Source organism: Candidatus Karelsulcia muelleri (assembly GCF_022985615.1).
GTDB lineage: Bacteria > Bacteroidota > Bacteroidia > Flavobacteriales > Blattabacteriaceae > Karelsulcia > Karelsulcia muelleri_G.
This window is the reverse complement of the sequence record NZ_CP094965.1, coordinates 107,632-134,000: the sequence shown is the minus strand read 5'-3', so window position 1 is coordinate 134,000 and position 26,369 is coordinate 107,632. Positions and strand designations below refer to the sequence as shown.

General features: G+C 25.4%; 31 protein-coding genes, 2 tRNA genes and 1 pseudogene. 12 read left to right on the top strand and 22 right to left on the bottom strand.

Annotated features, from left to right (window positions below):
- Nucleotides 1–9: 9 nt before the first annotated feature.
- From rpsQ to rpsL, 13 genes are read right to left on the bottom strand one after another with little or no spacing between them, the layout of a single operon-like run.
- Nucleotides 10–249 carry a 30S ribosomal protein S17 gene (gene rpsQ / locus SMPYRVIR_RS00745; RefSeq protein ID WP_246980282.1) on the bottom strand — a complete coding sequence of 80 codons (240 nt, stop codon included), beginning with the start codon at nt 247–249 and terminating at the stop codon, nt 10–12.
- Nucleotides 246–653 carry a 50S ribosomal protein L16 gene (rplP, locus tag SMPYRVIR_RS00740; protein ID WP_246980279.1) on the bottom strand — a complete coding sequence of 136 codons (408 nt, stop codon included), beginning with the start codon at nt 651–653 and terminating at the stop codon, nt 246–248. Before rplP ends, rpsQ begins: the two co-directional genes overlap by 4 nt.
- Nucleotides 631–1,329: a 30S ribosomal protein S3 gene (rpsC, locus tag SMPYRVIR_RS00735; RefSeq protein ID WP_246980275.1), complete on the bottom strand. Its 699-nt coding sequence runs from the start codon at nt 1,327–1,329 to the stop codon at nt 631–633. Before rpsC ends, rplP begins: the two co-directional genes overlap by 23 nt.
- 36 nt (nt 1,330–1,365) lie before the next feature.
- Nucleotides 1,366–1,701 carry an uL22 family ribosomal protein gene (locus SMPYRVIR_RS00730; protein WP_246980272.1) on the bottom strand — a complete coding sequence of 112 codons (336 nt, stop codon included), beginning with the start codon at nt 1,699–1,701 and terminating at the stop codon, nt 1,366–1,368.
- On the bottom strand, nt 1,701–1,991 hold the full coding sequence (rpsS, locus tag SMPYRVIR_RS00725; protein ID WP_246980270.1) for a 30S ribosomal protein S19: 291 nt from the start codon (nt 1,989–1,991) through the stop codon (nt 1,701–1,703). Before rpsS ends, SMPYRVIR_RS00730 begins: the two co-directional genes overlap by 1 nt.
- Before the next feature lie 8 nt (nt 1,992–1,999).
- A complete protein-coding gene (rplB, locus tag SMPYRVIR_RS00720) occupies nt 2,000–2,827 on the bottom strand; it encodes a 50S ribosomal protein L2 (RefSeq protein ID WP_246980268.1) in 828 nt (275 codons plus the stop codon).
- Between the two features lies 1 nt (nt 2,828).
- Entirely contained in the window at nt 2,829–3,146 is a 318-nt protein-coding gene (gene rplW, locus SMPYRVIR_RS00715) for a 50S ribosomal protein L23 (RefSeq protein ID WP_246980266.1), read from the bottom strand.
- A 5-nt stretch (nt 3,147–3,151) separates the two neighbouring features.
- Nucleotides 3,152–3,799, bottom strand: a complete 648-nt coding sequence (gene rplD, locus SMPYRVIR_RS00710) for a 50S ribosomal protein L4 (protein ID WP_246980263.1) — start codon at nt 3,797–3,799, stop codon at nt 3,152–3,154.
- Nucleotides 3,777–4,424, bottom strand: coding sequence for a 50S ribosomal protein L3 (gene rplC, locus SMPYRVIR_RS00705; protein WP_246980261.1), 648 nt, complete (start codon nt 4,422–4,424; stop codon nt 3,777–3,779). The genes rplD and rplC overlap by 23 nt, the downstream gene beginning before the upstream one ends.
- On the bottom strand, nt 4,418–4,711 hold the full coding sequence (rpsJ, locus tag SMPYRVIR_RS00700; RefSeq protein WP_246980259.1) for a 30S ribosomal protein S10: 294 nt from the start codon (nt 4,709–4,711) through the stop codon (nt 4,418–4,420). Before rpsJ ends, rplC begins: the two co-directional genes overlap by 7 nt.
- Before the next feature lie 2 nt (nt 4,712–4,713).
- On the bottom strand, nt 4,714–6,798 hold the full coding sequence (fusA, locus tag SMPYRVIR_RS00695) for an elongation factor G (RefSeq protein WP_246980256.1): 2,085 nt from the start codon (nt 6,796–6,798) through the stop codon (nt 4,714–4,716).
- Between the two features lie 37 nt (nt 6,799–6,835).
- Nucleotides 6,836–7,306 carry a 30S ribosomal protein S7 gene (rpsG, locus tag SMPYRVIR_RS00690; RefSeq protein ID WP_246980253.1) on the bottom strand — a complete coding sequence of 157 codons (471 nt, stop codon included), beginning with the start codon at nt 7,304–7,306 and terminating at the stop codon, nt 6,836–6,838.
- Complete coding sequence (gene rpsL / locus SMPYRVIR_RS00685) at nt 7,306–7,680, bottom strand: 30S ribosomal protein S12 (RefSeq protein WP_246980251.1); 375 nt, start codon at nt 7,678–7,680, stop codon at nt 7,306–7,308. Before rpsL ends, rpsG begins: the two co-directional genes overlap by 1 nt.
- A 44-nt stretch (nt 7,681–7,724) precedes the next feature.
- Here rpsL and tsaD point away from each other — a divergent pair, with 44 nt between their 5' ends.
- Complete coding sequence (gene tsaD / locus SMPYRVIR_RS00680) at nt 7,725–8,729, top strand: tRNA (adenosine(37)-N6)-threonylcarbamoyltransferase complex transferase subunit TsaD (RefSeq protein WP_246980248.1); 1,005 nt, start codon at nt 7,725–7,727, stop codon at nt 8,727–8,729.
- 4 nt (nt 8,730–8,733) lie between these two features.
- Here tsaD and SMPYRVIR_RS00675 read toward each other — a convergent pair whose 3' ends face one another.
- On the bottom strand, nt 8,734–8,991 hold the full coding sequence (locus SMPYRVIR_RS00675; protein WP_246980245.1) for a type B 50S ribosomal protein L31: 258 nt from the start codon (nt 8,989–8,991) through the stop codon (nt 8,734–8,736).
- Between the two features lie 43 nt (nt 8,992–9,034).
- Here SMPYRVIR_RS00675 and SMPYRVIR_RS00670 point away from each other — a divergent pair, with 43 nt between their 5' ends.
- From SMPYRVIR_RS00670 to SMPYRVIR_RS00905, 4 genes and pseudogenes are all read left to right on the top strand, one after another.
- Nucleotides 9,035–9,211: a 30S ribosomal protein S15 gene (locus SMPYRVIR_RS00670; protein WP_246980243.1), complete on the top strand. Its 177-nt coding sequence runs from the start codon at nt 9,035–9,037 to the stop codon at nt 9,209–9,211.
- A 2-nt stretch (nt 9,212–9,213) separates the two neighbouring features.
- Nucleotides 9,214–11,352, top strand: coding sequence for a polyribonucleotide nucleotidyltransferase (locus tag SMPYRVIR_RS00665; RefSeq protein ID WP_246980241.1), 2,139 nt, complete (start codon nt 9,214–9,216; stop codon nt 11,350–11,352).
- A gap of 1 nt (nt 11,353) precedes the next feature.
- A complete protein-coding gene (locus tag SMPYRVIR_RS00660) occupies nt 11,354–12,280 on the top strand; it encodes a sigma-70 family RNA polymerase sigma factor (RefSeq protein ID WP_246980238.1) in 927 nt (308 codons plus the stop codon).
- A gap of 33 nt (nt 12,281–12,313) precedes the next feature.
- Nucleotides 12,314–12,777 (top strand): annotated as a pseudogene (locus tag SMPYRVIR_RS00905) (transketolase C-terminal domain-containing protein); the annotation flags it as partial.
- A 257-nt stretch (nt 12,778–13,034) separates the two neighbouring features.
- Here the strand turns inward: SMPYRVIR_RS00905 and SMPYRVIR_RS00645 are convergent.
- A tRNA-Gln gene (locus SMPYRVIR_RS00645) sits at nt 13,035–13,105 on the bottom strand.
- A 79-nt stretch (nt 13,106–13,184) separates the two neighbouring features.
- Between SMPYRVIR_RS00645 and rpsP the strand changes: the two genes are divergently transcribed.
- The 3 genes from rpsP to rpsT all read left to right on the top strand — a co-directional run bounded on the left by rpsP (nt 13,185) and on the right by rpsT (nt 13,783).
- Nucleotides 13,185–13,463 carry a 30S ribosomal protein S16 gene (rpsP, locus tag SMPYRVIR_RS00640; RefSeq protein ID WP_246980236.1) on the top strand — a complete coding sequence of 93 codons (279 nt, stop codon included), beginning with the start codon at nt 13,185–13,187 and terminating at the stop codon, nt 13,461–13,463.
- A 6-nt stretch (nt 13,464–13,469) separates the two neighbouring features.
- Nucleotides 13,470–13,541 (top strand) — tRNA-Glu (locus SMPYRVIR_RS00635).
- A 17-nt stretch (nt 13,542–13,558) separates the two neighbouring features.
- A complete protein-coding gene (gene rpsT, locus SMPYRVIR_RS00630; protein WP_246980233.1) occupies nt 13,559–13,783 on the top strand; it encodes a 30S ribosomal protein S20 in 225 nt (74 codons plus the stop codon).
- On the opposite strand, the gene infB is transcribed toward rpsT, so the two are convergent.
- The 5 genes from infB to sufB all read right to left on the bottom strand — a co-directional run bounded on the left by infB (nt 13,767) and on the right by sufB (nt 20,342).
- Nucleotides 13,767–15,494, bottom strand: a complete 1,728-nt coding sequence (gene infB, locus SMPYRVIR_RS00625) for a translation initiation factor IF-2 (RefSeq protein ID WP_246980231.1) — start codon at nt 15,492–15,494, stop codon at nt 13,767–13,769. The two genes, rpsT and infB, sit on opposite strands and share 17 nt — an antisense overlap.
- Nucleotides 15,495–15,571: 77 nt before the next feature.
- A complete protein-coding gene (locus SMPYRVIR_RS00620) occupies nt 15,572–16,780 on the bottom strand; it encodes a SufS family cysteine desulfurase (protein WP_246980229.1) in 1,209 nt (402 codons plus the stop codon).
- An 18-nt stretch (nt 16,781–16,798) separates the two neighbouring features.
- Nucleotides 16,799–18,127: a SufD family Fe-S cluster assembly protein gene (locus SMPYRVIR_RS00615; RefSeq protein ID WP_246980226.1), complete on the bottom strand. Its 1,329-nt coding sequence runs from the start codon at nt 18,125–18,127 to the stop codon at nt 16,799–16,801.
- Entirely contained in the window at nt 18,124–18,867 is a 744-nt protein-coding gene (gene sufC / locus SMPYRVIR_RS00610) for a Fe-S cluster assembly ATPase SufC (RefSeq protein ID WP_246980224.1), read from the bottom strand. The genes SMPYRVIR_RS00615 and sufC overlap by 4 nt, the downstream gene beginning before the upstream one ends.
- Nucleotides 18,868–18,896: 29 nt before the next feature.
- On the bottom strand, nt 18,897–20,342 hold the full coding sequence (gene sufB, locus SMPYRVIR_RS00605) for a Fe-S cluster assembly protein SufB (protein WP_246980221.1): 1,446 nt from the start codon (nt 20,340–20,342) through the stop codon (nt 18,897–18,899).
- 50 nt (nt 20,343–20,392) lie between these two features.
- Between sufB and miaB the strand changes: the two genes are divergently transcribed.
- The 3 genes from miaB to groL all read left to right on the top strand — a co-directional run bounded on the left by miaB (nt 20,393) and on the right by groL (nt 23,768).
- Nucleotides 20,393–21,697 (top strand): tRNA (N6-isopentenyl adenosine(37)-C2)-methylthiotransferase MiaB, encoded by a 1,305-nt coding sequence (miaB, locus tag SMPYRVIR_RS00600; protein WP_246980219.1) that lies wholly within the window; start codon nt 20,393–20,395, stop codon nt 21,695–21,697.
- A gap of 131 nt (nt 21,698–21,828) precedes the next feature.
- On the top strand, nt 21,829–22,101 hold the full coding sequence (locus SMPYRVIR_RS00595; RefSeq protein WP_246980217.1) for a co-chaperone GroES: 273 nt from the start codon (nt 21,829–21,831) through the stop codon (nt 22,099–22,101).
- A 20-nt stretch (nt 22,102–22,121) separates the two neighbouring features.
- Nucleotides 22,122–23,768: a chaperonin GroEL gene (groL, locus tag SMPYRVIR_RS00590; RefSeq protein WP_246980214.1), complete on the top strand. Its 1,647-nt coding sequence runs from the start codon at nt 22,122–22,124 to the stop codon at nt 23,766–23,768.
- Nucleotides 23,769–24,330: 562 nt separating this feature from the next.
- On the opposite strand, the gene SMPYRVIR_RS00585 is transcribed toward groL, so the two are convergent.
- Nucleotides 24,331–24,741: a DUF3127 domain-containing protein gene (locus SMPYRVIR_RS00585; protein ID WP_246980211.1), complete on the bottom strand. Its 411-nt coding sequence runs from the start codon at nt 24,739–24,741 to the stop codon at nt 24,331–24,333.
- A 107-nt stretch (nt 24,742–24,848) separates the two neighbouring features.
- Between SMPYRVIR_RS00585 and SMPYRVIR_RS00580 the strand changes: the two genes are divergently transcribed.
- Nucleotides 24,849–25,307 (top strand): SsrA-binding protein, encoded by a 459-nt coding sequence (locus SMPYRVIR_RS00580; RefSeq protein ID WP_246980209.1) that lies wholly within the window; start codon nt 24,849–24,851, stop codon nt 25,305–25,307.
- A gap of 695 nt (nt 25,308–26,002) precedes the next feature.
- Here the strand turns inward: SMPYRVIR_RS00580 and SMPYRVIR_RS00575 are convergent.
- The gene (locus SMPYRVIR_RS00575) at nt 26,003–26,359 is read right to left on the bottom strand and encodes a hypothetical protein (RefSeq protein ID WP_246980206.1); all 357 of its coding nucleotides are present in this window, start codon (nt 26,357–26,359) and stop codon (nt 26,003–26,005) included.
- Nucleotides 26,360–26,369 lie beyond the last annotated feature (10 nt).

Here is a 26,369-nt window from a genome sequence, read left to right as displayed (position 1 = left end):
TTCTTAACATTAACATTTTATTATTTTAAATAAATTCCAACGTTTCTTCTTACTTAATGGTCGTGTAAAAATTATTTCTACTGTATTCCCTTTATTGGATTTATTTTTTTCATCGTGAACAAAATATTTTCTGGTATAATAAATATTCTTTTTATAAATCTTATGTTTTCTTTTTACTACTTCACCTACTACTCTTGTTTTATTCATTTTATCACTTAATATTATACCAATTCTTTTTTTTTTCCTCATCCTTTTAAAATTAATTTTGTTCTTATTGGCAATTTATTAGCAGCTAATCTTAAAGCTTCTTTTCCTATTTCCAAATTTACTCCATCGATTTCTATTAATATTCTCCCAGGTTTTACCACAGCCACCCAATGGTCTATAGCCCCTTTTCCTTTACCCATTCTAACTTCTTGAGGTTTTTTTGTAATAGGCTTATTAGGAAAAATATTGATCCATAATTTTCCTTGTCTTTTCATATGTCGTGTAGCTGCTATACGTGCTGCTTCTATTTGTCTATCTGAAAGCCAAGCTGTATCTAAAGTTTTTAGTCCAAATATCCCAAAGTGAAGTTTTGTACCTTTTTTAGCATATCCTTTTATTCGGCCTTTATGGAGTTTATCAAATTTATTTATTTTTGGCTTTAGCATAAGTACTTGTTTTTTTTTTCTTTTTAGGTCTTAAGAGATAGAGATATAATTCTTTTTTATTATATACTACTCCTTTCATAAGCCATACTTTTATCCCTATTTTCCCATAAGTAGTATGAGCTTCATAAGTTGAATAATCTATGTTAGCTCTAAAAGTCGAAAAAGGAATTCTTCCTTCTTTATAAAATTCCGTACGTGCCATTTCAGTTCCATTTAAACGACCAGAAATTTTAATTTTGATCCCTTCTACCTTTTTACGTAATGCAGAATTTATTGCGAATTTTATAGCTTTTTTATATGGTAGACGATTTTCAATTTGATTTGCAAGGTTTCTTGCAATCAAGAGAGCTTCTATTTCTGGGATCTTTACTTCTAGTATATTAATATTTATTTTTTTCTTAGTAATTTTATTAATTTCTTTTTTTAATTTTTCTATTTCATTACCGCCTTTTCCAATAATTATTACAGGTCTTGAAGAGTAAATTGTAATAAAAATTTTATACTTTTTTCGTTCTATATATATGTATGATAAATAAGATTTTGCTAATCTAATATTTAGATATTTTCGTATTTCTAAATCTTCTTTCAGCTGATTAAACTTTTCACTATACCATATTGATTTCCAGCAAGTTGAGATTCCTAGCCGATTGGCTATCGGATTTACCTTTTGTCCCATTTTTTCTTTTTTTCCTGGTAAAGTATCAAAATCATTTTAAAAAATCAAAATCATTTTAAAAAATTGTTTTTTTATTTTCTTAGCTCTACCCTGTGAAGTTGGCCTAATTTTTTTAAAAATTCGGCTTTTGTTAATTATAATGTTTTTTATATATACATTTTTTTTGGGGGATTGTCTCCTAAAATTCTTATAAGCATTCAAAATTATCTCTTTTAAAAGTATTGCTCCTTTTGTTTTAAAATTTATCAATAAATTCATTATATCTTCAATATTTTTCGACTTAATAATATTAATTAATTTTATCAGCTTAATTTTTGAATAATTAATATTATTAGATTTATAATAGAAATCTAATTTTTTGTTTTTAAACATTACTTTTTATTTCGAGTAGGCTTTATTTTTTTAGCTCCAGAATGACTACGAAAATTTCGAGTAGGAGAAAATTCTCCTAATTTATGTCCTACCATATTTTCTGAAATATAAATTGTCATGAATTTTTTCCCATTATGAACTGCAATTGAATTTCCTATAAATTCTGGAGTTATTGTTGAAGCTCTTGACCAAGTTTTTATTATTTTCTTTGTTTTTAATCTATTATTAATTACTATTTTTTTAATCAATTTGTAATTAATAAATGGCCCTTTTTTCAATGAACGTGGCATAATTATTACTACTTATTTTTTTTTTTTATTATAATATATTTATTGGATTTTTTGTTTTTCTTACGTGTTTTAAAACCATGTGAAGGAATTCCATTTCGATTTCTTGGATGGCCTCCTGAGGCTTTTCCTTCACCACCACCCATTGGGTGATCAACTGGATTCATAGCTACTCCTCTTGTTCGAGGTCTTCTTCCTAACCTACGGTTTCTTCCAGCTTTTCCTGAAATTACTAATTTATGATCTTGATTTGATACTGAACCAATAGTTGCCAGACAATTAGATAATACCATTCGGGTTTCACCTGATGGTAATTTCAAAGTACAATATTTTTCTTTTTTCGCAATTAATTGTACCGATGTTCCAGCACTACGAGCTAATGCAGCACCACAATTAGGGTACAATTCAATACAGCAAATAATACTTCCTAAAGGGATATTTTTTAATAACATTGCATTTCCTATTTTTGGTTCTGTAATTTCATCAGATAATATTTTTTGTCCAACTGTAAGTCCTTTAATAGATAAAATATACTTTTTTTCACCATCTATATAATGTAAAAGTGAAATAAAACAAGATCTATTTGGGTCATATTCTATAGATTTAACTATAGCAGGAATTCCCCTTTTTTTTCTTTTAAAATCTATTATTCTATATTTTTTTTTATGTCCTCCTCCGATATATTTCATCGTAATTTTTCCAGTATTATTTCTTCCTCCTTTTTTTGAAAGCCCAAAAACCAGAGATTTCTCTGGTTTTGTTTTAGTTATTTCAGAAAATTTATTTAATATCTGAAACCTTTGACTTGGCGTAATGGGGTTTTTTCTCTTAATTGGCATTTTAAAAATCTTTTACTTTAAAAAAAGCCTTTTTAAATTTTATGTTTTTTCCTGAAAAAGTTTTTTTCAATATTCTTTTATTACTCTTTTTTTTATAATAAATATTAGTATGTAACTTGGTTATCTTAATTCTATAAACTCTCTGTAGATATTTTGAAATTTCCTTTTTATTAAAATAAATAGGAAAAATAAAAGTATAATAATTATTTGATATATTGGTAAATATAGCTTTTTCAGTTATAATTGGTTTTATTTTTTTACTTAAGTTTTTATTTATATACTCTTTATAAAAGAGGAATTTTATTCTCTTTTCACTCACCTTTTTTAGCTCTTATTTAACATATTTTCTAAATATTTTATTGAATTTTCTTTAATTATCAAGTAATAAGCTTTTGCTATATCATAACTGTTTATTCCATTTATTATATTTATAATTTTTACATTTTTCAAGTTTCTAGAAGAAAAATAGAGCTTTTTCTCTCTTTTATTAGTAATAAATAATATTTTTTTTTTAAATATATTTAATACTTTTAACAGCTTTATTATTTTCTTTGTTGAAATTTCTTTTAATGGAAAAGATGCAATAATTTTAATTTTTTTATTTATAAATTTTTCATAAAATAAAATTTTTATAGCCAGCTTTTTTATCTTTTTATTTAATTTTAAATTATACTTTCTTTTAACTGGACCGAAAATTCTCCCCCCACCAACAAATAAAGGATTTTTTCTATCACCTTTTCTAGCATTACCACTTCCTTTTTGTTTCTGAATTTTTTTATTACTTCCTTGAATCTGACTCCTTCCTTTAGTTTGATGACTACCTTGTCTTTGTGCAGCTAAAAATCTTTTAATTTCTAAATAAATTAGATGTTTTTTAGTTTTTATATTAATATTATTGTAAAGAAAATTATAATTAAATTTTATTTTTCTACCAGTTTTTAAACCCTTTTTATTTAAAATTTCTATTATCATTTTTATCCAATTTTATTTTTATTAATAAATAAGAATTTTGGTGACCGGGTACTGAACCTTTTACTATTAATAAATTTCTTTTAAAATCTATTTTTAAAATCTTTAAATTTTTTATCGTTCTTCTTTTTCCACCCATTCTTCCAGCCATTCGGGTCCCTTTGAACACTCTTGATGGATTGGAACCTGCACCAATTGAACCAGGTGCACGAGAACGATTATGTTGACCATGTGTTTTTTCACCCACTCCTGAAAAACCGTGACGCTTTACAACCCCTTGAAATCCTTTACCTTTCGATTTTCCTACTATGTCTACTTTATCATTTTCTTTAAATAAATCTACTTTTATTATATCTCCTGGAGAATTTAAAAAATTACCTGCAAATTCAAATATTCTTTTTTTCGGAGAGGAGTTAAATTTCTTAAAATGGCCTAATAAAGGTTTATTAGTTTTTTTCTTTTTTTTATCTTCAAACCCTAGTTGAATAGAATAATAGCCATCTTTTTTTATACTTTTTTTTTGTAATACTGTACAAGGTCCAGCTTTTATTACTGTACAGGGTATACAGTAACCTAATTTATTAAAATAACTAGTCATACCTATCTTCTTTCCAATTAGTCCTAACATTTTTTTATTTCTAATTTTACTCCACTAGGGAGATCAATTGGTTTTAAAATCTTTTTTACATTATATACCACTAAAAATCTTTTATGGATGAACAATTTAAATTGTTCTCTTGATTTTTTATGTACATGAGGAGATCTTAAAATGGTATATATTTTTTTTTTAGTTGGTAAGGTAATTGGTCCAATAACTTTTATATTCTGCTTTGAAATGTAATTAATAATTTTTATTACTGATAGGTTTAATATATAGCCGTCAAATGCTTTTATTTTAATTTTATAATTTAACATATTTATTTATATATTATTTTATTACAAATCCTTTCAGGGGCTTTCTGATAATGAGAAAACATCATTATTGAGGTGGCTCTTCCCGAAGATAAAGTCCTTAAAGAAGTGACATATCCAAACATTTCAGAGAGTGGAACTACTGCTTTAATAATTTTTACATTTTTTCGCTTATCTTCCATTCCTTGAATTACACCTCTTCTACGATTAAGATCACCAACAATAATACCCATATATTTTTGAGGAGTAAAAACTTCCAACTTCATAAAAGGTTCTAAAAGATATGGATTAGCTTTTTTAGCTGCATTTTTAAACCCTATTTTACTAACTAACTCAAAAGATAGTTGATCGGAATCTACTGTATGATATGATCCATCAAGTAAAATAATTTTAGCTTTTTCTATTTCGTATCCTGCTAAAGGCCCATTTCTTAAAGATTCTTTAAATCCCTTTTCTATTGAAGGAATAAATTCTGTCGGAATATTTCCTCCTTTTACTTTGTTTACAAATTTTAAGCCTTGGAAATCTTTTTTTATTGGTTCAATCTGAAATAGAATATCAGCATATTTACCTTTTCCACCAGTTTGTTTTTTATATATTTCTCTGTGAAGAACTTTTTTAGTTAATATTTCTTTATATTCTACTTGGGGCTTTCCTTTATTAACTTCAACGTTAAATTCTCTTTTCATTCTATCAAGAATAATCTCTAAATGTAACTCTCCCATTCCTGAAATTATTGTTTGTCCAGTGGTTTTCTCATTACGAATTTGTAATGAGGGATCTTCTACTATTAATTTTGATAGTGCCATACTCATTTTATCTATATCTGATTTGTATTTAGGTTCAATAGCTAAGCCAATTACTGTATCTGGGAAAAATATCTTTTCTAAAAAAATTGGATTATTAATATCACATAGAGTATCTCCAGTTTTAATATTTTTAATCCCTACTGCTGCACCAATATCACCAGTTTTAATTAAATTAATAGGATTTTGTTTATTAGCATGCATTTGATAAATTCTTGAAATCCTTTCTTTCTTATTTGTTCTACTGTTTAAAACATAAGATCCAGATTTTATTTTTCCTGAATATACTCTAAAAAAAGTCAATTTTCCAACAAAAGGATCAGAAGAAATTTTAAATGCTAAAGCTGAAAAAGGGTTATTAATCTTTGGAATAATCTTTTTTTTTTTTTTTTCCTTCACACTATAACCGTATATCTTTTTACATTCTATCGGTGAGGGCAGAAATCTGCATATTGCATCCAAAATATATTGTATTCCTTTATTTTTGAAAGCTGAACCACAAATAACAGGAGTTATTTCCAGTTTTAAGGTCTGTTTTTTTATAGTAGTTATTATCTCCTCTTCAGTGATTTGGTTTTTTGAATCAAAGTATTTATCAAAAAGTTTACTATCACCCTCAGCTAACCTTTCTATCATTTTTTTACGATATTCTTCAGTCAATTTTATTAAATTCGAAGGAATTGGGATTTCTTTTAAGGTTCTGCCAAAGTCAATTTCATTCCATATAAAGGCTTTATTAGAAATTATATCTACAATTCCTTTAAAATTTTCTTCATTCCCTATAGGAATTTGTAAGATCAAACAATTAGTATCTAGTACTTTTTCTATTTGATCACAAACTTCAAAAAAACTTGCACCTTGACGATCCATTTTATTAATAAAACAAATTCTGGGTACTTTATATTTGTCAGCTTGTAACCAAATATTTTCTGATTGGGGTTCCACCCCATCCACTGCACTAAATAAAATCACCAAGCCATCTAATATTCTTAACGATCTTTCAACTTCCACCGTAAAATCTACATGACCTGGTGTATCTATAATGTTAATTTTATATATCTTATCATTATTTTTCCATTCACAACGTGTAGCAGCAGAAGTTATTGTTATTCCTCTCTCTTGTTCTTGTGCCATCCAATCCATAGTAGCAGTCCCTTCATGAACTTCTCCAAGTTTGTGATTTATTCCAGTATAGAATAATATTCTTTCTGTCGTAGTGGTTTTACCAGCATCTATATGAGCAGCAAAGCCAATATTTCTTGTATATTTTAACTTTGTTCCCATTTTATTTTGTTTTTTAAAATTTTATATGTGATGTTTTTTAAAATTTTATATGTGAAAAGGCTTTATTGGATTCAGCTATTTTATGCATATTCTCTTTTTTTTTTATTGCTCTTCCTTCTTTTTTGTAAGCTGCTAAGGTTTCTCCTGCTAATTTCTTATACATTGCTTTTTCTTTTCTTTCTTTCGAACTATTAATAAGTAATTTCATAGCTTTAGTTAATTGTAAGGTTTTTGGTAGAATAATTGGTATATTTATTTTTGTCCCTCCTATCCGTTTACTTCTTATATAGACTTGTGGAGTCACATTTTTTAAAGCTTTTTTCCAAATTTTTATTCCTTTTTTATTATTATTGATCTTTTCTAATTCATCTATAAAATTATAAAATATTCTATAGGCTAATTTTTTTTTACCATGTTTCATTAAATGATTCACAAATCTTGTAACTAATGGTTCTTTAAATTTTGGATCTGGTTCGTATATTATTTTTTTTTTTTTTAATTTTCTCATTATTTACTTTTCTTTTTTGTTCCATATTTTGAACGGGATTTCTTTCTATCTTTAACTCCTAAAGTGTCCAAAGCTCCTCTAATTATATGATAACGTACTCCTGGTAAATCCTTTACTCGGCCTCCCCTTATCAAAACTATTGAATGTTCTTGAAGATTATGGCCTTCACCAGGTATATAAGCGTTTACTTCTTTTCCATTGCTTAGACGTACTCTTGCAACTTTTCTCATAGCAGAATTCGGTTTTTTTGGTGTAGTTGTATATACTCTAAGACATACTCCTCTACGTTGTGGACAATGATTTAAGGCTAAAGATTTACTTGTATTTTTTCTTTTTTTTCTACCTTTTTTTATTAATTGTTGAATTGTAGGCATTATAGAACTGAACTGTCTTTAAGTACAAAAGTAATCTTTTTACCATGAAAAAAAAGAATTTAATTATTTTAGGTATAGATACTTCTTGTGATGATACTTGTGCTGCAATTATAAATAACAACACCGTTTTATCAAATATTGTAAGAACTCAAAAAATTCATCAAAAATTTGGTGGTGTGGTCCCTGAACTAGCTGCCAGTTTGCATCTTCAGCATATAGTTTCTGTAGTTAATAATGCTATTTTAAAGGCAAAAATTAAAAATAATGCTATTAATGCTATCGCATTTACTAATTTCCCAGGTTTAATTGGTTCTTTATTAGTTGGCAGTGCTTTTGCAAAATCATTAGCTATGTGCTGGCAAATTCCATTAATTTCTGTCAATCATATTCAAGCTCATATTTTAGCTCATTTTATTAAAGGAGTACATTCTACTCCCCCTAATTTTCCATTTATTTCTTTATCTATAAGTGGTGGACATACTAATATAATAAAAGTAAAAGATTTTTTAGAAATTAAAATTTTAGGTAGTTCTAACGATATTTCTTTAGGAAATCTCTTTGATAATATGGCTAAAAGACTTGGATTTAAATATCCAGGAGGGAGAATTATAGATAAATATGCTCAATTAGGGAATTCGAAAACCTTTTTTTTTAATAAACCTAAAGCCAAAAAGTTAAATTTTAGTTTTAGTGGGTTACAAACTAATTTTTTATATTTCTTGAAAAAGAAAATTAAAAAAAATAGTAAATTTATTTCCCAAAATATTAATGATATCTGTGCTTCTTTTCAAGAAACTGTTTTTGAGATATTATTTGATAAATTAAATCAAACTGTTAAAAAAACTGGAATAAAAAATATAGTTTTTTCTGGAGGAATTTCATCAAATCTTGGATTAAAAAAATTTTTTAGCAAAAAATCTCTAGAAAATAACTGGAAAACTTTTTTTCCACAACTTGAATTTTCAAGTGATAATGCAGCTATGATTGCTCTAGTTGGTAAATTAAAATATGAACGAAATTTATTCGATAAATTTTCGATCAAACCTTAGCATATTATCTTTTTTTCAGATAGGAGCTATATCTAGAATTAAACTTTTCTATTCTACCGGCTTTATTAATATATTTTAGTTTACCAATATAAGTTGGATGCGAGAAGCTAGAAACTTCCATTTTATATAAAGGATAAACTTTATTTTTAATTTTTATAACATTTTTAGTTTCTACTGTTGATTTACAAAATATTTTCTTTTTGCTTGCTATATCTTGAAATACTACAATTCTATAATTTTTTGGATGTATTCCTTTTTTCATTTTCTATTTATTTCTTATATTCTTATACAAGAAAATATTATAAATGAAAAAATTAGATACTGGTTCCAATCTAGCACAACTATTATACTTAAATAAAAAGATAAAAAGAATTACTAATCATTTAAAACAAAATCAACACGATTATAATAGTTATAGAATTTTAATTAAACAAGTTACTAAAAAAAAACAAATGATTAAATCATTGCTAAAAAAAAAATAAATATGATTACAAAATTAATAAAAGAAAAAATATTTTTAAATGATGGAAAATATATAAATATTGAAACTGGCCAATTAGCCAAGCAAGCTAATGGTTCAGTTATAATCAGAATGGGAAATACAATTTTATTGGCTACAGTAGTAATTTCAAAAGAAGAAAAAGAAGGTGTAAATTTTCTACCACTTACAATAGATTATAGAGAAAAATATTCAGCGATAGGTAAAATTCCGGGGAGATATCTTAAAAGAGAAGGCAGATGTACAGAAGAAGAAATAATGACGATGAGACTTATAGACCGTGTATTACGACCCATTTTTCCCAAAAACTTCTATAAAGATATTCAAATTATGATTTCTCTTTTATCTTATGATAAAAAGATATTACCAGATGTTTTAGCCTGTCTCGCAGCTTCTTCTGCATTATATATTTCTAAAATCCCTTTTACAGAACCAGTTTCAATAGTAAGAATAATTAGAGTAAATAATTCTTTTGTATTAAATCCTGGAATAGAACAACTTAAAAACTCAAGTTTTGAGTTAATTATAGGTGGGTCTAACCGTTCAATTATTATGATAGAAGGTGAAATGAAAGAAATCTCTGAATTTGAACTTCTAAAAGCTATAAAATATGCTCACAAACATATTAAATATCAAATATCAGCTCAAAAACGATTAAGAAAAAAAATTAAACTTAAAAAAACAACTATAATCAAGAAAAAAGAAGGTCAAAATTTTTTTAATGATAAAATAATAAAATTAATAAAATATAATATAACAAAACTTTATAATAAATTTTATAATAAACAAAAAAGAAATGAAAAATTAGAAACTTTATTAAAAAAAGTAAAACAAAAAATGCCTAAGGACAGTGAAAATGAAATAAAATATTATTTTAACGAATTAAAAAAGAAAATTATTCTTGATTTAATGTTTAAAAAAAAACAAAGGCTAGATGGACGTAATTTTAATAAAATAAGAGATATTTGGTGTAAAGTGGATTTTTTACCTGAAGTTCATGGTTCCGCCTTATTTACCAGAGGTGAAACACAAGCTTTATCTACCATTACTTTAGGGTCCTCTTCAGACGTTAAGAAAATAGATTCTGTAATTGAGCAAGATGTAATTGAGCAAGATCAACAAAAATTTTATTTACACTATAATTTTCCACCTTTTTCTACAGGAGAAATAAGAATTATTAGAGGTATTTCACGTCGTGAAATAGGACATGGGAATTTAGCTCAAAGAGCTTTAAAGAATATACTGCCAAGTAATAATCCATATACTATAAGAATAGTAGCAGATGTCTTAGAATCTAATGGGTCCTCTTCAATGGCTACAGTATGTGCAAGTACTTTAGCCTTGATGGATGCTGGAATACCTATTATTAGACCAGTAGCAGGAATTGCGATGGGCTTAATTATCAATAAAGCAACTGGAGAAAAAATCGTACTATCAGATATCTTAGGAGAAGAAGATTTTTGGGGAGATATGGATTTTAAAATAGCAGGGACTAAACTAGGAATTACTGCATGTCAAATGGATGTGAAAGTTGAAGGTTTGAATCATGAAATTTTAGCCAAAATCCTTTTAAAGGCTAAAATTGGGAGATTATTTATTTTAGGCAAAATGTTAAAAACTATACCAAAACCTAGATTATTTCTTAAACCTCAGGCTCCAAAAATTTATGCTTTCACTATACCTAAATCCTTTATAGGCACTGTGATAGGCCATGGTGGAAAAAAAATTACTGACATTCAACATGAAACTAATACAAGTATTTTTATCGAGGAAAAGAATAATTTAGGACGTATTGAAATAATTGGAAAAAAAAATGAGGAAATTAAAAAAGCAGTAAGAGTAATAAAATCTCTGATTTTTATTCCTAAAATTGGAAATATATATAAGGCAAGAGTTAGATCTATCAAAGAATTCGGAGTATTTATTGAAATTTATAAAGGTGTAGAAAGCCTATTACATATAGAAAGCCTATTACATATTTCTGAAATTAATTTTCAGAAATATGATAGATTAGAAGATTTTTTAAAAATTGGAGATATAATCTTAGTAAAATATTTGGGAGTAGACAATAAAAATGGGAAAATGATATTCTCAAATAAATACTTAAATAATACTAATACTTAAAATGATATTAAACAAACCTATGAGACCTCAGATCCAAAAGAAAAAACAGAAATTATACAAAAATTTAGATGAAGAAACTATTGAAAAATACTTAGAGGAAATAGTAAAAATTAAATTATTATCTTATAAAGAAGAAATAATTTTGGCTAGAAAAATTAGAAGGGGATATAATGAAAATGCAACTCAATATGAAAAAAAAATAGCTAAAAAATGTATTGATCTATTAATAAAATCCAACCTTCGTTTTGTAGTTTCTATAGCTAAAAAATATCAAAACCAAGGATTGAGCTTTAGTGATTTAATTAATGAAGGCAATATGGGATTAATAAAAGGAATATGTAGATTTGATGAACGAAAAGGATACAAATGCATTTCATATTGCGTTTGGTGGATTAGACAATCGATATTACAAGCTATTTCTGAACAATCTCGTGGAATACGGTGCCCAACAAATAAGATAGCATTTTATAATAAAGTAAATAAATTCATTTTAAAATTCGAACAAAAATTCAAAATAAAACCCACTATAAAAGAAATAAGCGACACATTAAAATGTACAGAAAAAGAAGTAGATGAAGCCCTACTAAACTCATATAAACTACCTTCTTTAGATGCTCCATTGAATGAAGAAGAAGAACCAGTTAACTGGTATGAAATTTTAACAAATAAAAATTGTGAAAATGCAGAAGAAAAATTAGAATTGGATTCCCTTAAAGAAGAAATCCAATCCGTTTTAAAAACTCTACCCGAGAGAGAAGCTAAAATTATTAAACTTCATTTTGGTCTAGGATGTTACCCTCATTCATTAGAAGAAATAGCTAAAATCTTAAAATTAACTCGTGAAAGATGTAGACAAATCGAAATCCATACTTTAAAAAGACTAAGACATACCTCTAAATTTCGAAAATTAATTTCTTTCTTATATTAAAAGTCAAAGATAAAAAAAATTAATTTATGACTTTTTTCATTAGTAGCTATAGATCAAATAATAAATAATGCTGCTAAAATCCGACAAATGAGTGGAGGTCAACTACCAATAGTATTTCGATGCCCTACAGGATTTGCTGGTCAATTGGGTGCTACACATTCACAATCTTTAGAGAATTTGTATGCTCATTGTCCTGGATTAAAAGTAGTAGTTCCATCTAATGCATATGATGCTAAAGGGCTTTTAAAATCAGCTATTAATGATGTAATCATTAAAACAATACTAATAGATTAATTATTCTAGAAGAAGCTTGGCCATTTTGTTCTATTTCATCTGAAATTACTTATTTAGTACAAAAATATGCTTTTGATTACTTAGATGCTCCAATCAAAAGAATTACTTTAGAAGATACTCCAGCTCCTTATGCCAAAAACTTAATTAAACTTTGGTACCCGAGTAAAGAAAAAATAATAAATTCTGCTAAAAATAATTATTAATTATAATTTTATTAATTATAATTATTAATTATTGCTATTACAGTCATTAGTCTTTCTTTTAAAGACTCTCCCTTTCTAATAAATCGTTTTATCAATTAAAATTCCTCTATGATAAACATGAAATTGTTTATCTTTATATAGATTAATAATCTCGATCTTTTTGCTATTTCTTCTTTGACGGGTTTTAGATTTAGATTCTAGAAGATACAGATTCTAGAAGATGATTCTTTACATTCTTTACTTCATATTCGATTCTTCAGATTCGCAGGGATTTGAACCCTAACTAACAGAACCAAAATCTGCTGTGCTACCATTACACTACGAATCTTTTAACATTAAATATAAAGGTTTTTTTTTACAATATAAGTATATTTTGTTATATATACTTTATTTACTCAATTCAATTTATGTCTCTTAGAATCCGTCTACAAAGAAAAGGAAAAAAAAAACAACCTTTTTATTCAATTGTAATAGCTAATTCCAATTCTCCTAGAGATGGAAAATTCATTGAAAAAATCGGAATTTACAATCCCGTTCAAAATCCATATATTGTTGAAGTAAATGTAGAGAAAGCTATATATTGGTTAGAAAAAGGTGCACAACCTACTAATACTGTTAAATCTTTTTTATATAAAAAAGGAGTGTTTTACAAAAAACATTTCTTAAATGGAGTTAAAAAGATTTAAAAAAAGGGCCCATTCGTCTATTGGTTAGGACATCAGATTTTCATTCTGAAAAGAGGGGTTCAATTCCCCTATGGGCTATCTTAAAATAAGAAAGAATGGGTTCACATAAAAAAATTCCCAAAATCAACAAATATTTTTTTAAATCCACAAAAACTGCAATTAAAAAGAATAAATCAGTAAAAGATAAAAAAATAGCACAACTAAAATTTAGTTTAACTTCATCCTTAATAGATAAATTAGCAAAAAAAAAAATTATACATAAAAATAAAGCCAATAGATTAAAAAGAAAAATACAGATTTATATCAATAAATTACCTTAGATTCTCCTCCCATTCTCCAACTCCCTCCTAAATCCTTATATGATTCTATAATATCTCCTATTTTTATATTATTAAAATTTTTAATATTTATTCCACATTCAGAACCTTTTTTTACTACATTGACATCTTTTTTAAAAGTTTTCAAAGAATTTAATTTCCCCACATAAAGAATTTTATTATCTCTTTTTAATTTTATTGTGGAATTTCTTACCATTTTCCCTTCTAAAACTATACAACCTGCTACTATACCAATTTTTCGTATAGTAAAAAAATTTTGTATTTTTGCTCTACCGTAAATTAACTCTTCTCTCTTGGAATTATTGCTCAAAAAATCCTTTATATTTTTCTCCATTTTATATATTAAATTATATACTTTAATAAGTATCTTATTATTATTAGCTAATTTTTGGGCTGCTGAAGAAATTTTAACTTTAAAACCAACTATCATAGCTTTGTACGTATCTGCTAGTAAAACATCAGATTCATTAATATTTCCTATGCTTTTATAAATTAAATTGATTTTTTTATTATTTATATTAATTTTTTCTAAAGATTCAGTAAGAGCTTCTAGAGATCCGTTTAAATCTGCCTTAATTATTATGTTTAGTTTTTCTGAGGTATGACTTTCATGACTTTCGAATCTTAATTCTTGCTCTTTTTTTAAAAGATTTTTATAATTAAATATTTTTTGAAATTCTTTTTCAGTCTTATAGGAATGAAATATATCTCCTGCTGCTGGGGTACCATTAAGACCTAAAATTAATACTGGTCTTGAAGGTCGAACATATTTAAGCTGATTACCTCTTTCATCTAGTATTTTAATTACTTTACCAAAAATTTCTCCAACTAAGATATAATCTCCTAAAGTTAGAATCCCATCTTTAATAATTATTGTAGCTGTATATCCATTTTCTTTATTTAAAGAGGATTCTATTATCGAACCTACCGCAAAATTCTCTGGAGAGTATTTTAAATCTAATAATTCAGCTTCTAAAATTATTTTTTCTATTAGTTTATCTATTCCAATTCCATATTTTGCAGATATCTCTTGTGATTGATAAGCCCCACCCCATTCTTCAACTAAAATATTTATTTCTGCTAGTTTTCTCCTTATTTTATCTATATCTGAATTTTTTTTATCTATTTTATTAAAAGCAAATATAATAGGTATGCCAACAGATTTTGCATTATTTATTGCTTCATTAGTATGTTGCATAATGTCTTCATCAGTTGCTATTACTACTACCGCAATATCAGTTATTTGAGTGCCCCTATATCTCATCGCCATAAAGGCTTCATGTCCTGGAGTATCTATAAAAGTTAAACTATTATTTTTATTAATATTTACTTTATATACTCCTATGTTTTGAGTAATCCCACCATATTCTTCATAATTTACTTGGCTTCTTTTTATGTAATCTAATAAAGAAGTTTTTCCATGATCAACGTGACCTAGAAGAATAATAACTGGATCTCTTGATAGACTTACTTTCTTGTTATTGCGTTTTATTATTTGTTTATCTATCAATTCAACTTCATATCCCAAATCTGAAGCTACTAAAGTCAATAATTCATAATCTAATCGTTGATAAAAAGATACTTTAATTCCTAATGAACTACAAATCTTTATTATTTCCTCTTTTCGTACATTAGTTAATGATGCTAACTCTTTTATAGTTATTAAATTAAATATTCTTATTTTTTTTTTCATTTTTAATTAATAAATAATTATATTATATTATATTATATAATATAATATATATAATTATATAATATTATTAAGTAGTCTTAAAAAAAATATAAACATTTAATTAAAGAATTATAAAATATATCAATTTCTTCAATAGTATTATATATTGCGAAACTTATACGAATAGTTCCATTAATTTTTAAGTAATTCATGATTGGTTGAGCACAATGTTTTCCAGTTCTAACAGCTATCCCATGATTATTTAATAATTTTCCCAAATCAAATGAATGTATATTTTCTATATTAAAAGATAAAATCTTTGTAAGCTTAGAATTCTTGTAATAAATTTTAATTCCCTTTATATTACTTAAAATTTTAATAGCATATTTAAGTAGTTTTGTTTCATAAGTATTTATTTTTCGAATAGAATAATTTACAATAAAATTTAAAGCTTTATTAGTTCCAATTATTCCAGCAATGTTTGGTGTCCCAGCTTCTAGCTTAAAAGGAAGACCATAAAATATAGTTTTTTTTAAAGTTACTTTTTCAATCATTCCCCCACCACATTTATAAGGAGGAAACTTATCAAGGATTTTTTTTTTACCATATAAAATCCCTAAACCAGTTGGTCCATACATTTTATGGCTGGAAAATACATAAAAATCACAATCTAAATTTTGCACATCAATAGTTATATGGGATATTGCTTGTGAACCATCAATTAAAACTAAAGAATTATACTTATGAGCAGTTTTAATCAGTCTTTTAATAGGATTAATAATTCCAAATGTATTAGTAACATGACTAATAGAAATCAATTTTGTTTTTTTTGTAATTAATTTCTTAAAAATTCTAAGATTTAATTCGCCTTCTGAATTAACTGGAATTACTTTTAAATTGGCCTTCTTCTTTTGGCTTAAAACTTGCCAAGGAGTTATATTTGAATGATGTTCAGAATGTGATATAATAATATTATCTGAAGTTTTAATGAATTTATAAATACAAAATGCTATTAAATTTATACTTTCAGTGGCTCCACTAGTGAATATTATTTCTTCTCTATATTTAGCATTAATAAAAGATTGAACATTATTTCTACTTAATTCTAAACAATTACTCGAAAATTGGCCTAAAAAATGAAAACTTCGGTTGACATTAGAATTAAAATTACAATAATACTTTTTTATTGCCTTTATTACTTTAAAAGGTTTTTGAGTAGTTGCTGCATTATCAAAATATATTATATTTTTTTTTTTAAAAATTGTAAATTGCTTACGAATTGTTTTTATTTCTTCATAAGAAAACATTAAAATTAAAGTTTAAAACTAATTAATATTCTTTTTCAAGTAATTTCTAATTTGAGTTTTTAAAATATTTAAATTTACTAATTTGATTAGCTCGTTTGCAAAAATTAAAATAGCCAATTTTATAGATTGTTTTTTTTCTATTCCTCTAGTACGAAAAAAAAATATAGTTTTTTTATCGAGTTTTCCTATATTTGTACCATGTGAACATTTTACTTTACTTGATGCAGTTTTAAATTCTGGTCGAGAGAAAACTTTAGAAGAATTAGATAATAATAAATTGCTATTTATTTGTTTGGACTTAATATTATATAAATTCTCATTAATTTTAATTTTACTTTTAAAAATTCCATAAGAATTTTTGCTAAAAATACCTTTATAATTTTGGTAACTCACAGAATTAGAAAATAAATGTTTAATAAAGATCTTATTATATATTTTACTTATGTTATTACTTTTCTTAAAAAAAGAAAGGCCATTAAAAAATGATTGAGTATCTGTTCCAACTTTCAAACAATTAATATTATTAATAATATTTCTTATATTTGATGAAAAAGTAAATACTTTACATACACTATTCGAACTTTGCTTAATAAAAGTATTATCTATTAAATAAGTTTTTCGTAAATCATTTTCTAACTTAAAAACTTCTACCTGGCTTTGATCTTTTGAAAAAATTTCTGTAAAAACATTGCTAAAAATGTAATTTTTGCTTTTTTTGCTTGTTGTTTTGCTTGTTGAAATATGTCTTTCAATAATTTTTAACTTAGAATTTTTTCCAACTACAATAATATTCTTCAAATTAATTATACTAGATTTTTTAGGGTAATAAATATTTATTATTTCTATTGGAATCTTTAAATTAGTATTTTTTGGAATTTTTATAAATATTCCATCAGTTGTTAAAGAAATATTTATAGCAATGAAAGAGTTATGAAAAAAAAAATGATCTTTAGAAAAAAGAGTATTACAAAAATATTTAGTAATTGTTGGTAGAATTGTTGGTAGTTTGTGGAATAAACAATTCTTTAAGGAAGAAAATTTAATATATTTTTTTAATTTCCATAAATTAGATAAGCTGGATTTAAAAAACCCATTTATAAAATAAAGTGAAATAAATTTATTATTAAATGATAATTTTTTTAAAATAGAATATTCTATATCGTTATTTCCATTGGGGAGATCAAAGTCGTAATTTAAAACAGACTTAAAACAAGTTTTCTTTAATTCGGTAAAACCGATTTTATAAAAAAAACCAATTGACTTATTAATAAGACTTTCAATATATTTATTAGGGCTTTTGTTTTTTAAGTTTTTTAAGAAAAACCAAATTTTTTCCTTTAAAGTCATTTCTTTAAACCTTCATAACCATATTTTTCTATTTTTAGAGCTAAATTTTTAGAACCAGATTTAATAATCTGGCCTTTATATAAAATATGTATTTTATCTGGTTTTATAAATTTTAAAATTCGATTATAATGAGTAATAATTAAAATTGATGATTTTTTCTTCTTTAATCTCAAAATCCCATTAGCAATAATTTTAAGAGCATCCAAATCTAACCCAGAATCAATTTCGTCTAAAATTGCAAATTTAGGTTCTATCATTCCCATTTGAAAAATTTCACAACGCTTTTTTTCCCCTCCAGAAAATCCAAAATTCATATATCGTGATAAAAAAGTTTTATTAAAACCAATAATTTTAGAAACTTTGTAAACTTTTTTAAGAAAATCTTTAGAAGAAATTTCTTTAAAATTTTTACTTTTTCTAATTTCATTGATTGAATATTTAATAAAATTTATAATTGATATTCCTGGGATTTCTATAGGATATTGAAAAGATAAAAAAATACCTCGCTGTGCAATTTCTTCAGGAGATAAGTAAGTTATATTTTTTTTTTCAAATAAAATTTGCCCTTTAATAATCGAAAATTCTTTTTTACCAGCTATAATAGAAGACAAACTACTTTTTCCAGAGCCATTAGGCCCCATAATTACATGAATTTCATTATAATTAATATTTAAATTAATATTATTTAATATTATTTTATTATTTATTGAAGCTGATAAATCGATAATTTTTAATAACATTAAAAAAATGGTTTCTATTTTCTAAAAAATTATCCAATAGAATTTTCTATAGTTAAATCTAATAATTTTCTGGCCTCTAATGCAAATTCCAAAGGCAGTTTATTAATTATTTCTCTGCTATATCCGTTAACTATTAACTGTAAAGCTTTTTCCTTTATAATTCCACGTTGATTGCAATAAAATATTTGAGAGCTTTCAATCAAAGAAATTATAGCTTCATGTTCAACTTGAGATGAAGAATTTTCTACTTGAATATCTGGAATCGTAAAAGTTTTGCATTGAGTACCAAATAATAAAGAATCACATTGAGTATAATTTCTAGAATTTAAAGCCTCTTTTAAAACATTAACTAATCCCCTATAAGTGGTTTTAGAATTTCCAGTAGAAATAGCTTTAGAAATTATAATACTTTTTGAATTTTCTCCAATATGAATCATTTTAGTACCAGTATCAGATTGTTGATAATTTTTTGTAATTGCTATTGAAAAAAAATTTCCTTTTGAATTTTTTCCTTGTAAAATACAGGATGGATATTTCCAAGTGATAGCAGAGCCAGTTTCGATTTGAGTCCATGAAATTTTTGATTTATTTTCACATATACCTCTTTTGGTAACAAAATTAAATATTCCCCCAAATCCTTTTTTATTCCCAGGAAACCAATTCTGAACAGTAGAATATTTAATTTCAGCACTATCTCTAGCAATTAATTCAACAACTGCAGCATGTAATTGATTTTCTTTTCTTTGTGGAGCTGTACACCCTTCTAAATAACTTACATATGAATTTTTATCTGCTATTAAAAGAGTTCTTTCAAACTGTCCTGTACCTGATTCATTAATTCTAAAATAAGTAGATAACTCAACCGGACATCGTATATTTTTGGGAATATAACAAAAAGAGCCATCAGAAAAAACTGAAGAATTTAAAGTAGAAAAAAAATTATCATTTATCGGAATTGCTTTACTAAGATATTTTTTAACTAATTTAGGATAGTATCTTATTGCTTTACTTATAGAACAAAATATTATACCTTTTTCAAATAATAATTTTTTAAAATAAGTAGTTACAGAAACAGAATCAATTATTATTTCAATAATTTTTTTGTAAAGCTGATATTTCTGAGTCTGAGTCTTATTTTTAAGACTTATGGGAAGTTTTAATTTCTTTAAAGTTTTTCTTAATTCAGGATCCATTTTATTCTTTTTATAATTTTTTGGAGCTGAATAATATCTTAAATTCTGTAAATCAATTTTTTTATATTTTACATTTCCCCATTTAGGAAGAGACATTTTTTTTAATAATTTAAAAGCTCTTAATCTAAAATTTAATAACCACTTAGGTTCTTTCTTTTTTTTTGATATTTCCAAAATAATATTTTTGTTAAGTCCTTTGGAAATCTTATCAGATTCAATTTTATAATTGAATCCATATTTATATTTAGAATGAGATAAAAGATTTTTATTTTTTTTATTCAATTTTATTTCTAAGAAATTATATTAATAATACATAACCGATTTCCTTGACTATGAAATTCTATATAGAAACTTATGGCTGTCAAATGAATATATATGATAGTGAAATAATATGTTCAATTCTGTTAAAATCAGGTTTTATTAAAACCTCTAATTTAAAAAAGGCTGATATAATATTATTAAATACCTGTTCAATACGTGAAAAACCAGAAAAAAAAATATTTAATCGTTTTCTTAAAATAAAATGTTTTAAAAAAACAAATAAAAAACTAAAACTTGGAATAGTAGGTTGTTTAGCGACACATTATAAAAAAAAACTATTTGAAAAATTCAAGTTTATAGATTTAATAGTTGGTCCAGATTCTTATAAAAAGCTTCCAGAAATGATTAACAAATTAAAAAATAACAACAAAGAAATTGATGTAAGCTTAGCAAATAAAGAAAGATATACAAAGATAATTCCTAATAGAGGAAGAAATGGAATATCAGCTTTTCTCTCGATTATTAGAGGATGTGATAAGATGTGTACTTTTTGCATAGTACCTTATTCAAGAGGTAGAGAAAAAAGCAGAAATCCTAACAGTATATTAAAAGAATGCAAACTACTCTATAAAAAAGGTTATAAAGAAATAATACTTTTAGGACAAAATGTAGATGCGTATTTTTGGAAAAAAATGAAATTTTTCCAACTCTTAGAATTAATAGCCAAAACAGTTCCGTTAATGAGAATTCGTTTCTTAACATCTTATCCTTCTAATATCACAAAAAATCTTTTAAAAGTTGTTAAGAAGTATTCCAATATATGTAAGCATTTTCATCTTCCACTACAATCAGGTAGTACAAGAATTTTATCGTTAATGAGGAGAAAATATACAGTTGAAGAATTTTTATTAATTATTAAAAGGATAAAAAAAATTCTTCCTGATTGTTCAATTTCTAGTGATATAATGACAGGATTTTGCACTGAAACTCAAGCAGATCACAGAGAGACGATAAGAATTATGAATCTAATAAAATTTAATTTTTCATTTATGTTTAAATATTCTTCTCGACAAGGGACTTATGCATATAGAAAATTAAAAGATAATGTCCCAAATAGTTTAAAAATAAGCAGATTAAATGAAATTATCATGCTTCAAAAATCGCATTCCTTTTACCGATTAAAACAAAATATTGGTAAAATACAAGAAGTTTTGATAGAAGGAATATCAAAAAAGGATGAAAAATATTATTATGGGAGAAATTCTAATAATGATATTATAGTTTTTCCTAAAAATAAAAGTAAGATTGGTTCTTATAAAAAAGTAAAAATTATAAATTCTACTTTTACCACACTAATAGGAGAAATTATACCATAAAATAATTATAATTATTAATTACTAATAATTAATTAAATTAAATTATTTAAACAAATAGTTTTCTAATATTATTATTATAATAATTAAAAAAAATCTAGAATTTAGAATAATTAAATCTATAATTTAGGAAAATGGAAAATATAATACCTATTTCAGAAAGAATATTAATTAAACCATTAAAAGCAGAAAATAAAACAAAATCAGGAATAATTATCCCAGAAAACGCTAAAGAAAATCCCCAAGAAGGAATTATTTTAGCAGTAGGAAATGAGGTAAAAAACCCTCTACTAAAAAAAGTTGGAGAAAAAGTATTATTTAAAAAATATTCAGGTACTAAAATTAATTATAAGCAAAAAAAATACTTAATTCTCCATCAAACTGATATATTAGCAATAATCAATTAAAAGCAATAATCAATTAAAAAATGGCAAAAGAAATAAAATTTGATTCTGTAGCAAGAAATAAATTAAAAAAAGGAGTTGATACACTTGCAAATGCAGTAAAAGTAACATTAGGCCCAAAAGGAAGAAATGTAATTTTACAAAAAGCTTTTGGTAATCCTCAAATAACTAAAGATGGGGTAACAGTAGCTAAAGAAATAGAATTACAAGATGCAATAGAAAACTTAGGAGCACAAATGCTAAAAGAAGTAGCTTCGAAAACTAATGACATAGCTGGTGATGGTACTACTACAGCAACTGTATTAGCTCAAGCAATCGTAAGAGAAGGTTTAAAGAATGTAGCAGCAGGTGCTAATCCAATGGATTTAAAAAGAGGAATAGAAAAAGCAGTAGAAACAGTAGTTTTAAATTTAAAAAAACAATCAAAAGAAATTGGAGATAGTAAAAAAAAAATAAAGCAAATAGCTTCGATTTCTGCTAATAATGATGAAGAAATTGGGAAATTAATATCTATAGCTTTTGAAAAAGTAGGTAAAGAAGGAGTTATAACAGTAGAAGAAGCCAAAGGAATTGAGACTAATGTTGAGATTGTTGAAGGTATGCAATTTGATAGAGGCTTTCAATCTCCTTATTTTGTAACCAATATGGAAAAAATGATAACAGAACTTGATAATCCTTATATTTTACTAGCAGACAAAAAAATTTCTACAATGAAGGAAGTAATACCAGTATTAGAAAAAATTTCTAAAACTAATAAATCCTTATTAATTATTACAGATGAAGTAGAAGGTGAAGCTTTAACTACATTAGTAATTAATAAAATTAGAGGAACTTTAAAGGTTGTTGCAGTTAAAGCTCCAGGATTTGGTGAAAGAAAAAAAGCTATTTTGGAGGATATTGCTATATTAACTGGAGGTACTGTTTTGTCTGAGGAAACTGGTAATCATTTAGAAAAAATTAGAATGAAACATCTAGGAAAAGCCGATAAAATTACTGTAGATAAGGATAATACCACAATAGTTAATGGCCAAGGAAATAAAAAAAATATCCAAATACGCATAAATCAAATAAAATCACAAATTGAGGCTTCTACTTCAGATTATGATAAGGAGAAACTTCAAGAAAGATTAGCCAAATTAGCCGGTGGAGTAGCAGTTCTATATGTTGGTGCAGCAACCGAAGTGGAAATGAAAGAAAAAAAAGATAGAGTAGAAGATGCTTTACATGCAACAAGAGCAGCAGTAGAAGAAGGAATAGTAGCTGGTGGTGGTGTGGCTTTAGTTAGAACTATTAAATCATTAAGCGAATTAAATGGTGAAAATATTGATCAAAATACTGGAATAAAAATAGTTGAGCGTTCTTTACAAGAACCTTTACGACAAATAGTTGCTAATTCAGGGGAAGAAGGTTCAGTAATTGTTGCTAAAGTAGCTGAAGGAAAAAATGATTATGGATACGATGCTAAAGTAGGCGAATTTGGATTTCTTATTAAGAAAGGAATAATTGATCCTACTAAAGTTACTCGAGTAGCTTTAGAAAATGCAGCTTCAGTATCTGGAATGTTATTAACTACTGAATGTGTAATAACAGAAATCAAAAAAGAAGAAAATAATCTTCCTGAAAATAATCTTCCTGAAAATCCTGGTACAAATCTAGGGGGAATGATGTAAAAGCAAAAACATGTAAAAGCAAAAACATAACGCACCTTATCAAAGATAGATAACTTATCAAAGATAGATAAAAGGTACCTACCTTAAAAGGTACCTTGGTACCTACCTTAAAAGGTACCTACCTTAAAAGGTACCTTGGTACCTACCTTAAAAGGTACCTTGGTACCTACCTTAAAAGGTACCTTGGTACCTACCTTAAAAGGTACCTTGGTACCTACCTTAAAAGGTACCTTGGTACCTACCTTAAAAGGTACCTTGGTACCTACCTTAAAAGGTACCTTGGTAGTACCTTGGTAGTACCTTGGTAAAAGGTACCTTGGTAGTACCTTGGTAGGTAGTACCTTGGTAGTACCTTGGTAGTTAGTACCTTGGTAGTTAGTACCTTGGTAGTTAGTACCTTGGTAGTACCTTGGTAGTACCTTGGTAGTACCTTGGTAGTTAGTACCTTGGTAGTACCTTGGTAGTACCTTGGTAGTACCTTGGTACCTTGGTACCTTGGTAAAAGGTACCTTGGTAAAAGGTACCTTGGTACCTAAGGTACCTAAAAAGGTAATTAGGTTACCTAAAAAGGTAATTCATCAAATTCATTCTTTTCTTTTTTTTCTTCTTTTTCTTTTTTTTCTTTTTTTTCTTCTTTTTCTTTTTTTTCTTTTTTTTCTTTTTTTTCTTTTTTTTCTTTTTTTTCTTTTTTTTTCTTTTCTGTAATGTTTTCTATTTTCCAGCCTTGAATCGAATTGAAAAATCTTGTTTCACCTGTTTTAGTAGTCCATTTTTTTCCTTTTAAATTAATAAATATCTTTATTTTGTCATCTTTTTTCAATGAATTTAATAATTTAGTTTTATCAAGAATAAATTCTATTATTAAAATTTGAGGATATTGTTCTTCAGTTTTGATAAGAAGTTCTCTTTTTTTAAAATTGTTTTTATAGACCTGCAAGTCTAAGATTTTTTTTACTGTCCCAATTATCTCCATAATTATGAATTTTAACTCAGGGAGTATATAATATATATATACCTTTTTTTTTAAAAAAAAGAAATAGAAATATAAAATGTTCAGAAAAAAAGAAATAGAAATATAAAATGTTCAGAAATGTTAATCTAAAAAATAAAAAGGCTTTATATAATTTTATATTTCTCGAAAAATATATAGCCGGATTAAAATTATTAGGACACGAAGTAAAATCTATTAAAAATAATAATGCTAATTTAAATAATAGCTTTTGCAAAGTCTTAAAAAAAGAAATTTTTCTTTTCAATTTCTATATCAAGCAACTGTCAAGTTATAATAATCAAAATAAAAATTCCACAGATCGTAAAATTTTACTTCTTTTAAAAAAAAAAGAAATTATAAAAATTTCAGAAGCTGTTAAAAAATTTTCGTTAAACATTATCCCTGAAAAGATTTTTCTTAATAAAAAAGGATTAATAAAATTAGTAATACATTTAGCCAAAAGTAAAAATAAATCCGATCAGAGAGAACCTTTTAGCCAAAAAAGATTTAAACTCCACAAAAAGCTCAATCCTAATGAGATCTTATGATAAACAAAAAGAATTTGAAATCTTCTGCCAATAAGTATACTCAATTCTCTTCTATGATATCTTATCTTTAACTATCAACTATGATCTTCTATATCTATGATACTATCTCATCATCAACTCTTAAGGTATCTTCTCTTAGTATCCTCATATTAGACTATCATATGATAGTACTATCATATGATATCTATGATACTATCTCATATTATCCTATCCTATTAGTATTAGTATACTCATATTAGACTATCATATGATAGGATACTATCATATGATATCTATGATACTATCTCATATTATCCTATCCTATTAGTATTAGTATACTCATATTAGACTATCATATGATAGGATACTATCATATGATATCTATGATACTATCTCATATTATCCTATCCTATTAGTATATATTATACTATCATATATAGTATTATCATATTATATATCCTCTATACTATAATACTGATACTCTAATTTCCTACTATATTTATTCCTACTTACTAATTACTAATCCTATTCCTATTACTAACTATTATTCTATTCCTATTCCTATTCCTATATTATTCCTATTCCTATTACTAATCCTATTCCTATTACTAATCCTATTCCTATTACTAATCCTATTCCTATTACTAATCCTATTACTATTCCTATTACTATTCCTATTACTATTCCTATTACTATTCCTATTACTATTCCTATTACTAATTTAATATTAAACTTATTCTTATTCTTATTCTTATTTTCTTAATATTAATATTAAGATTCTTATTCTTATTCTTAATATTAATATTAAGATTCTTATTCTTATTCTTATTCTTATTCTTAATATTAATATTAAGATTCTTATTCTTATTCTTATTCTTATTCTTATTCTTAATATTAATATTAAGATTCTTATTCTTATTCTTATTCTTATTCTTATTCTTAATATTAATATTAAGATTCTTATTCTTATTCTTATTCTTATTCTTATTCTTAATATTAATATTAAGATTCTTATTCTTAATATTAATATTAAGATTTTTAACATTTAATATTAATATTAAGATTTTTAACATTTAATATTAA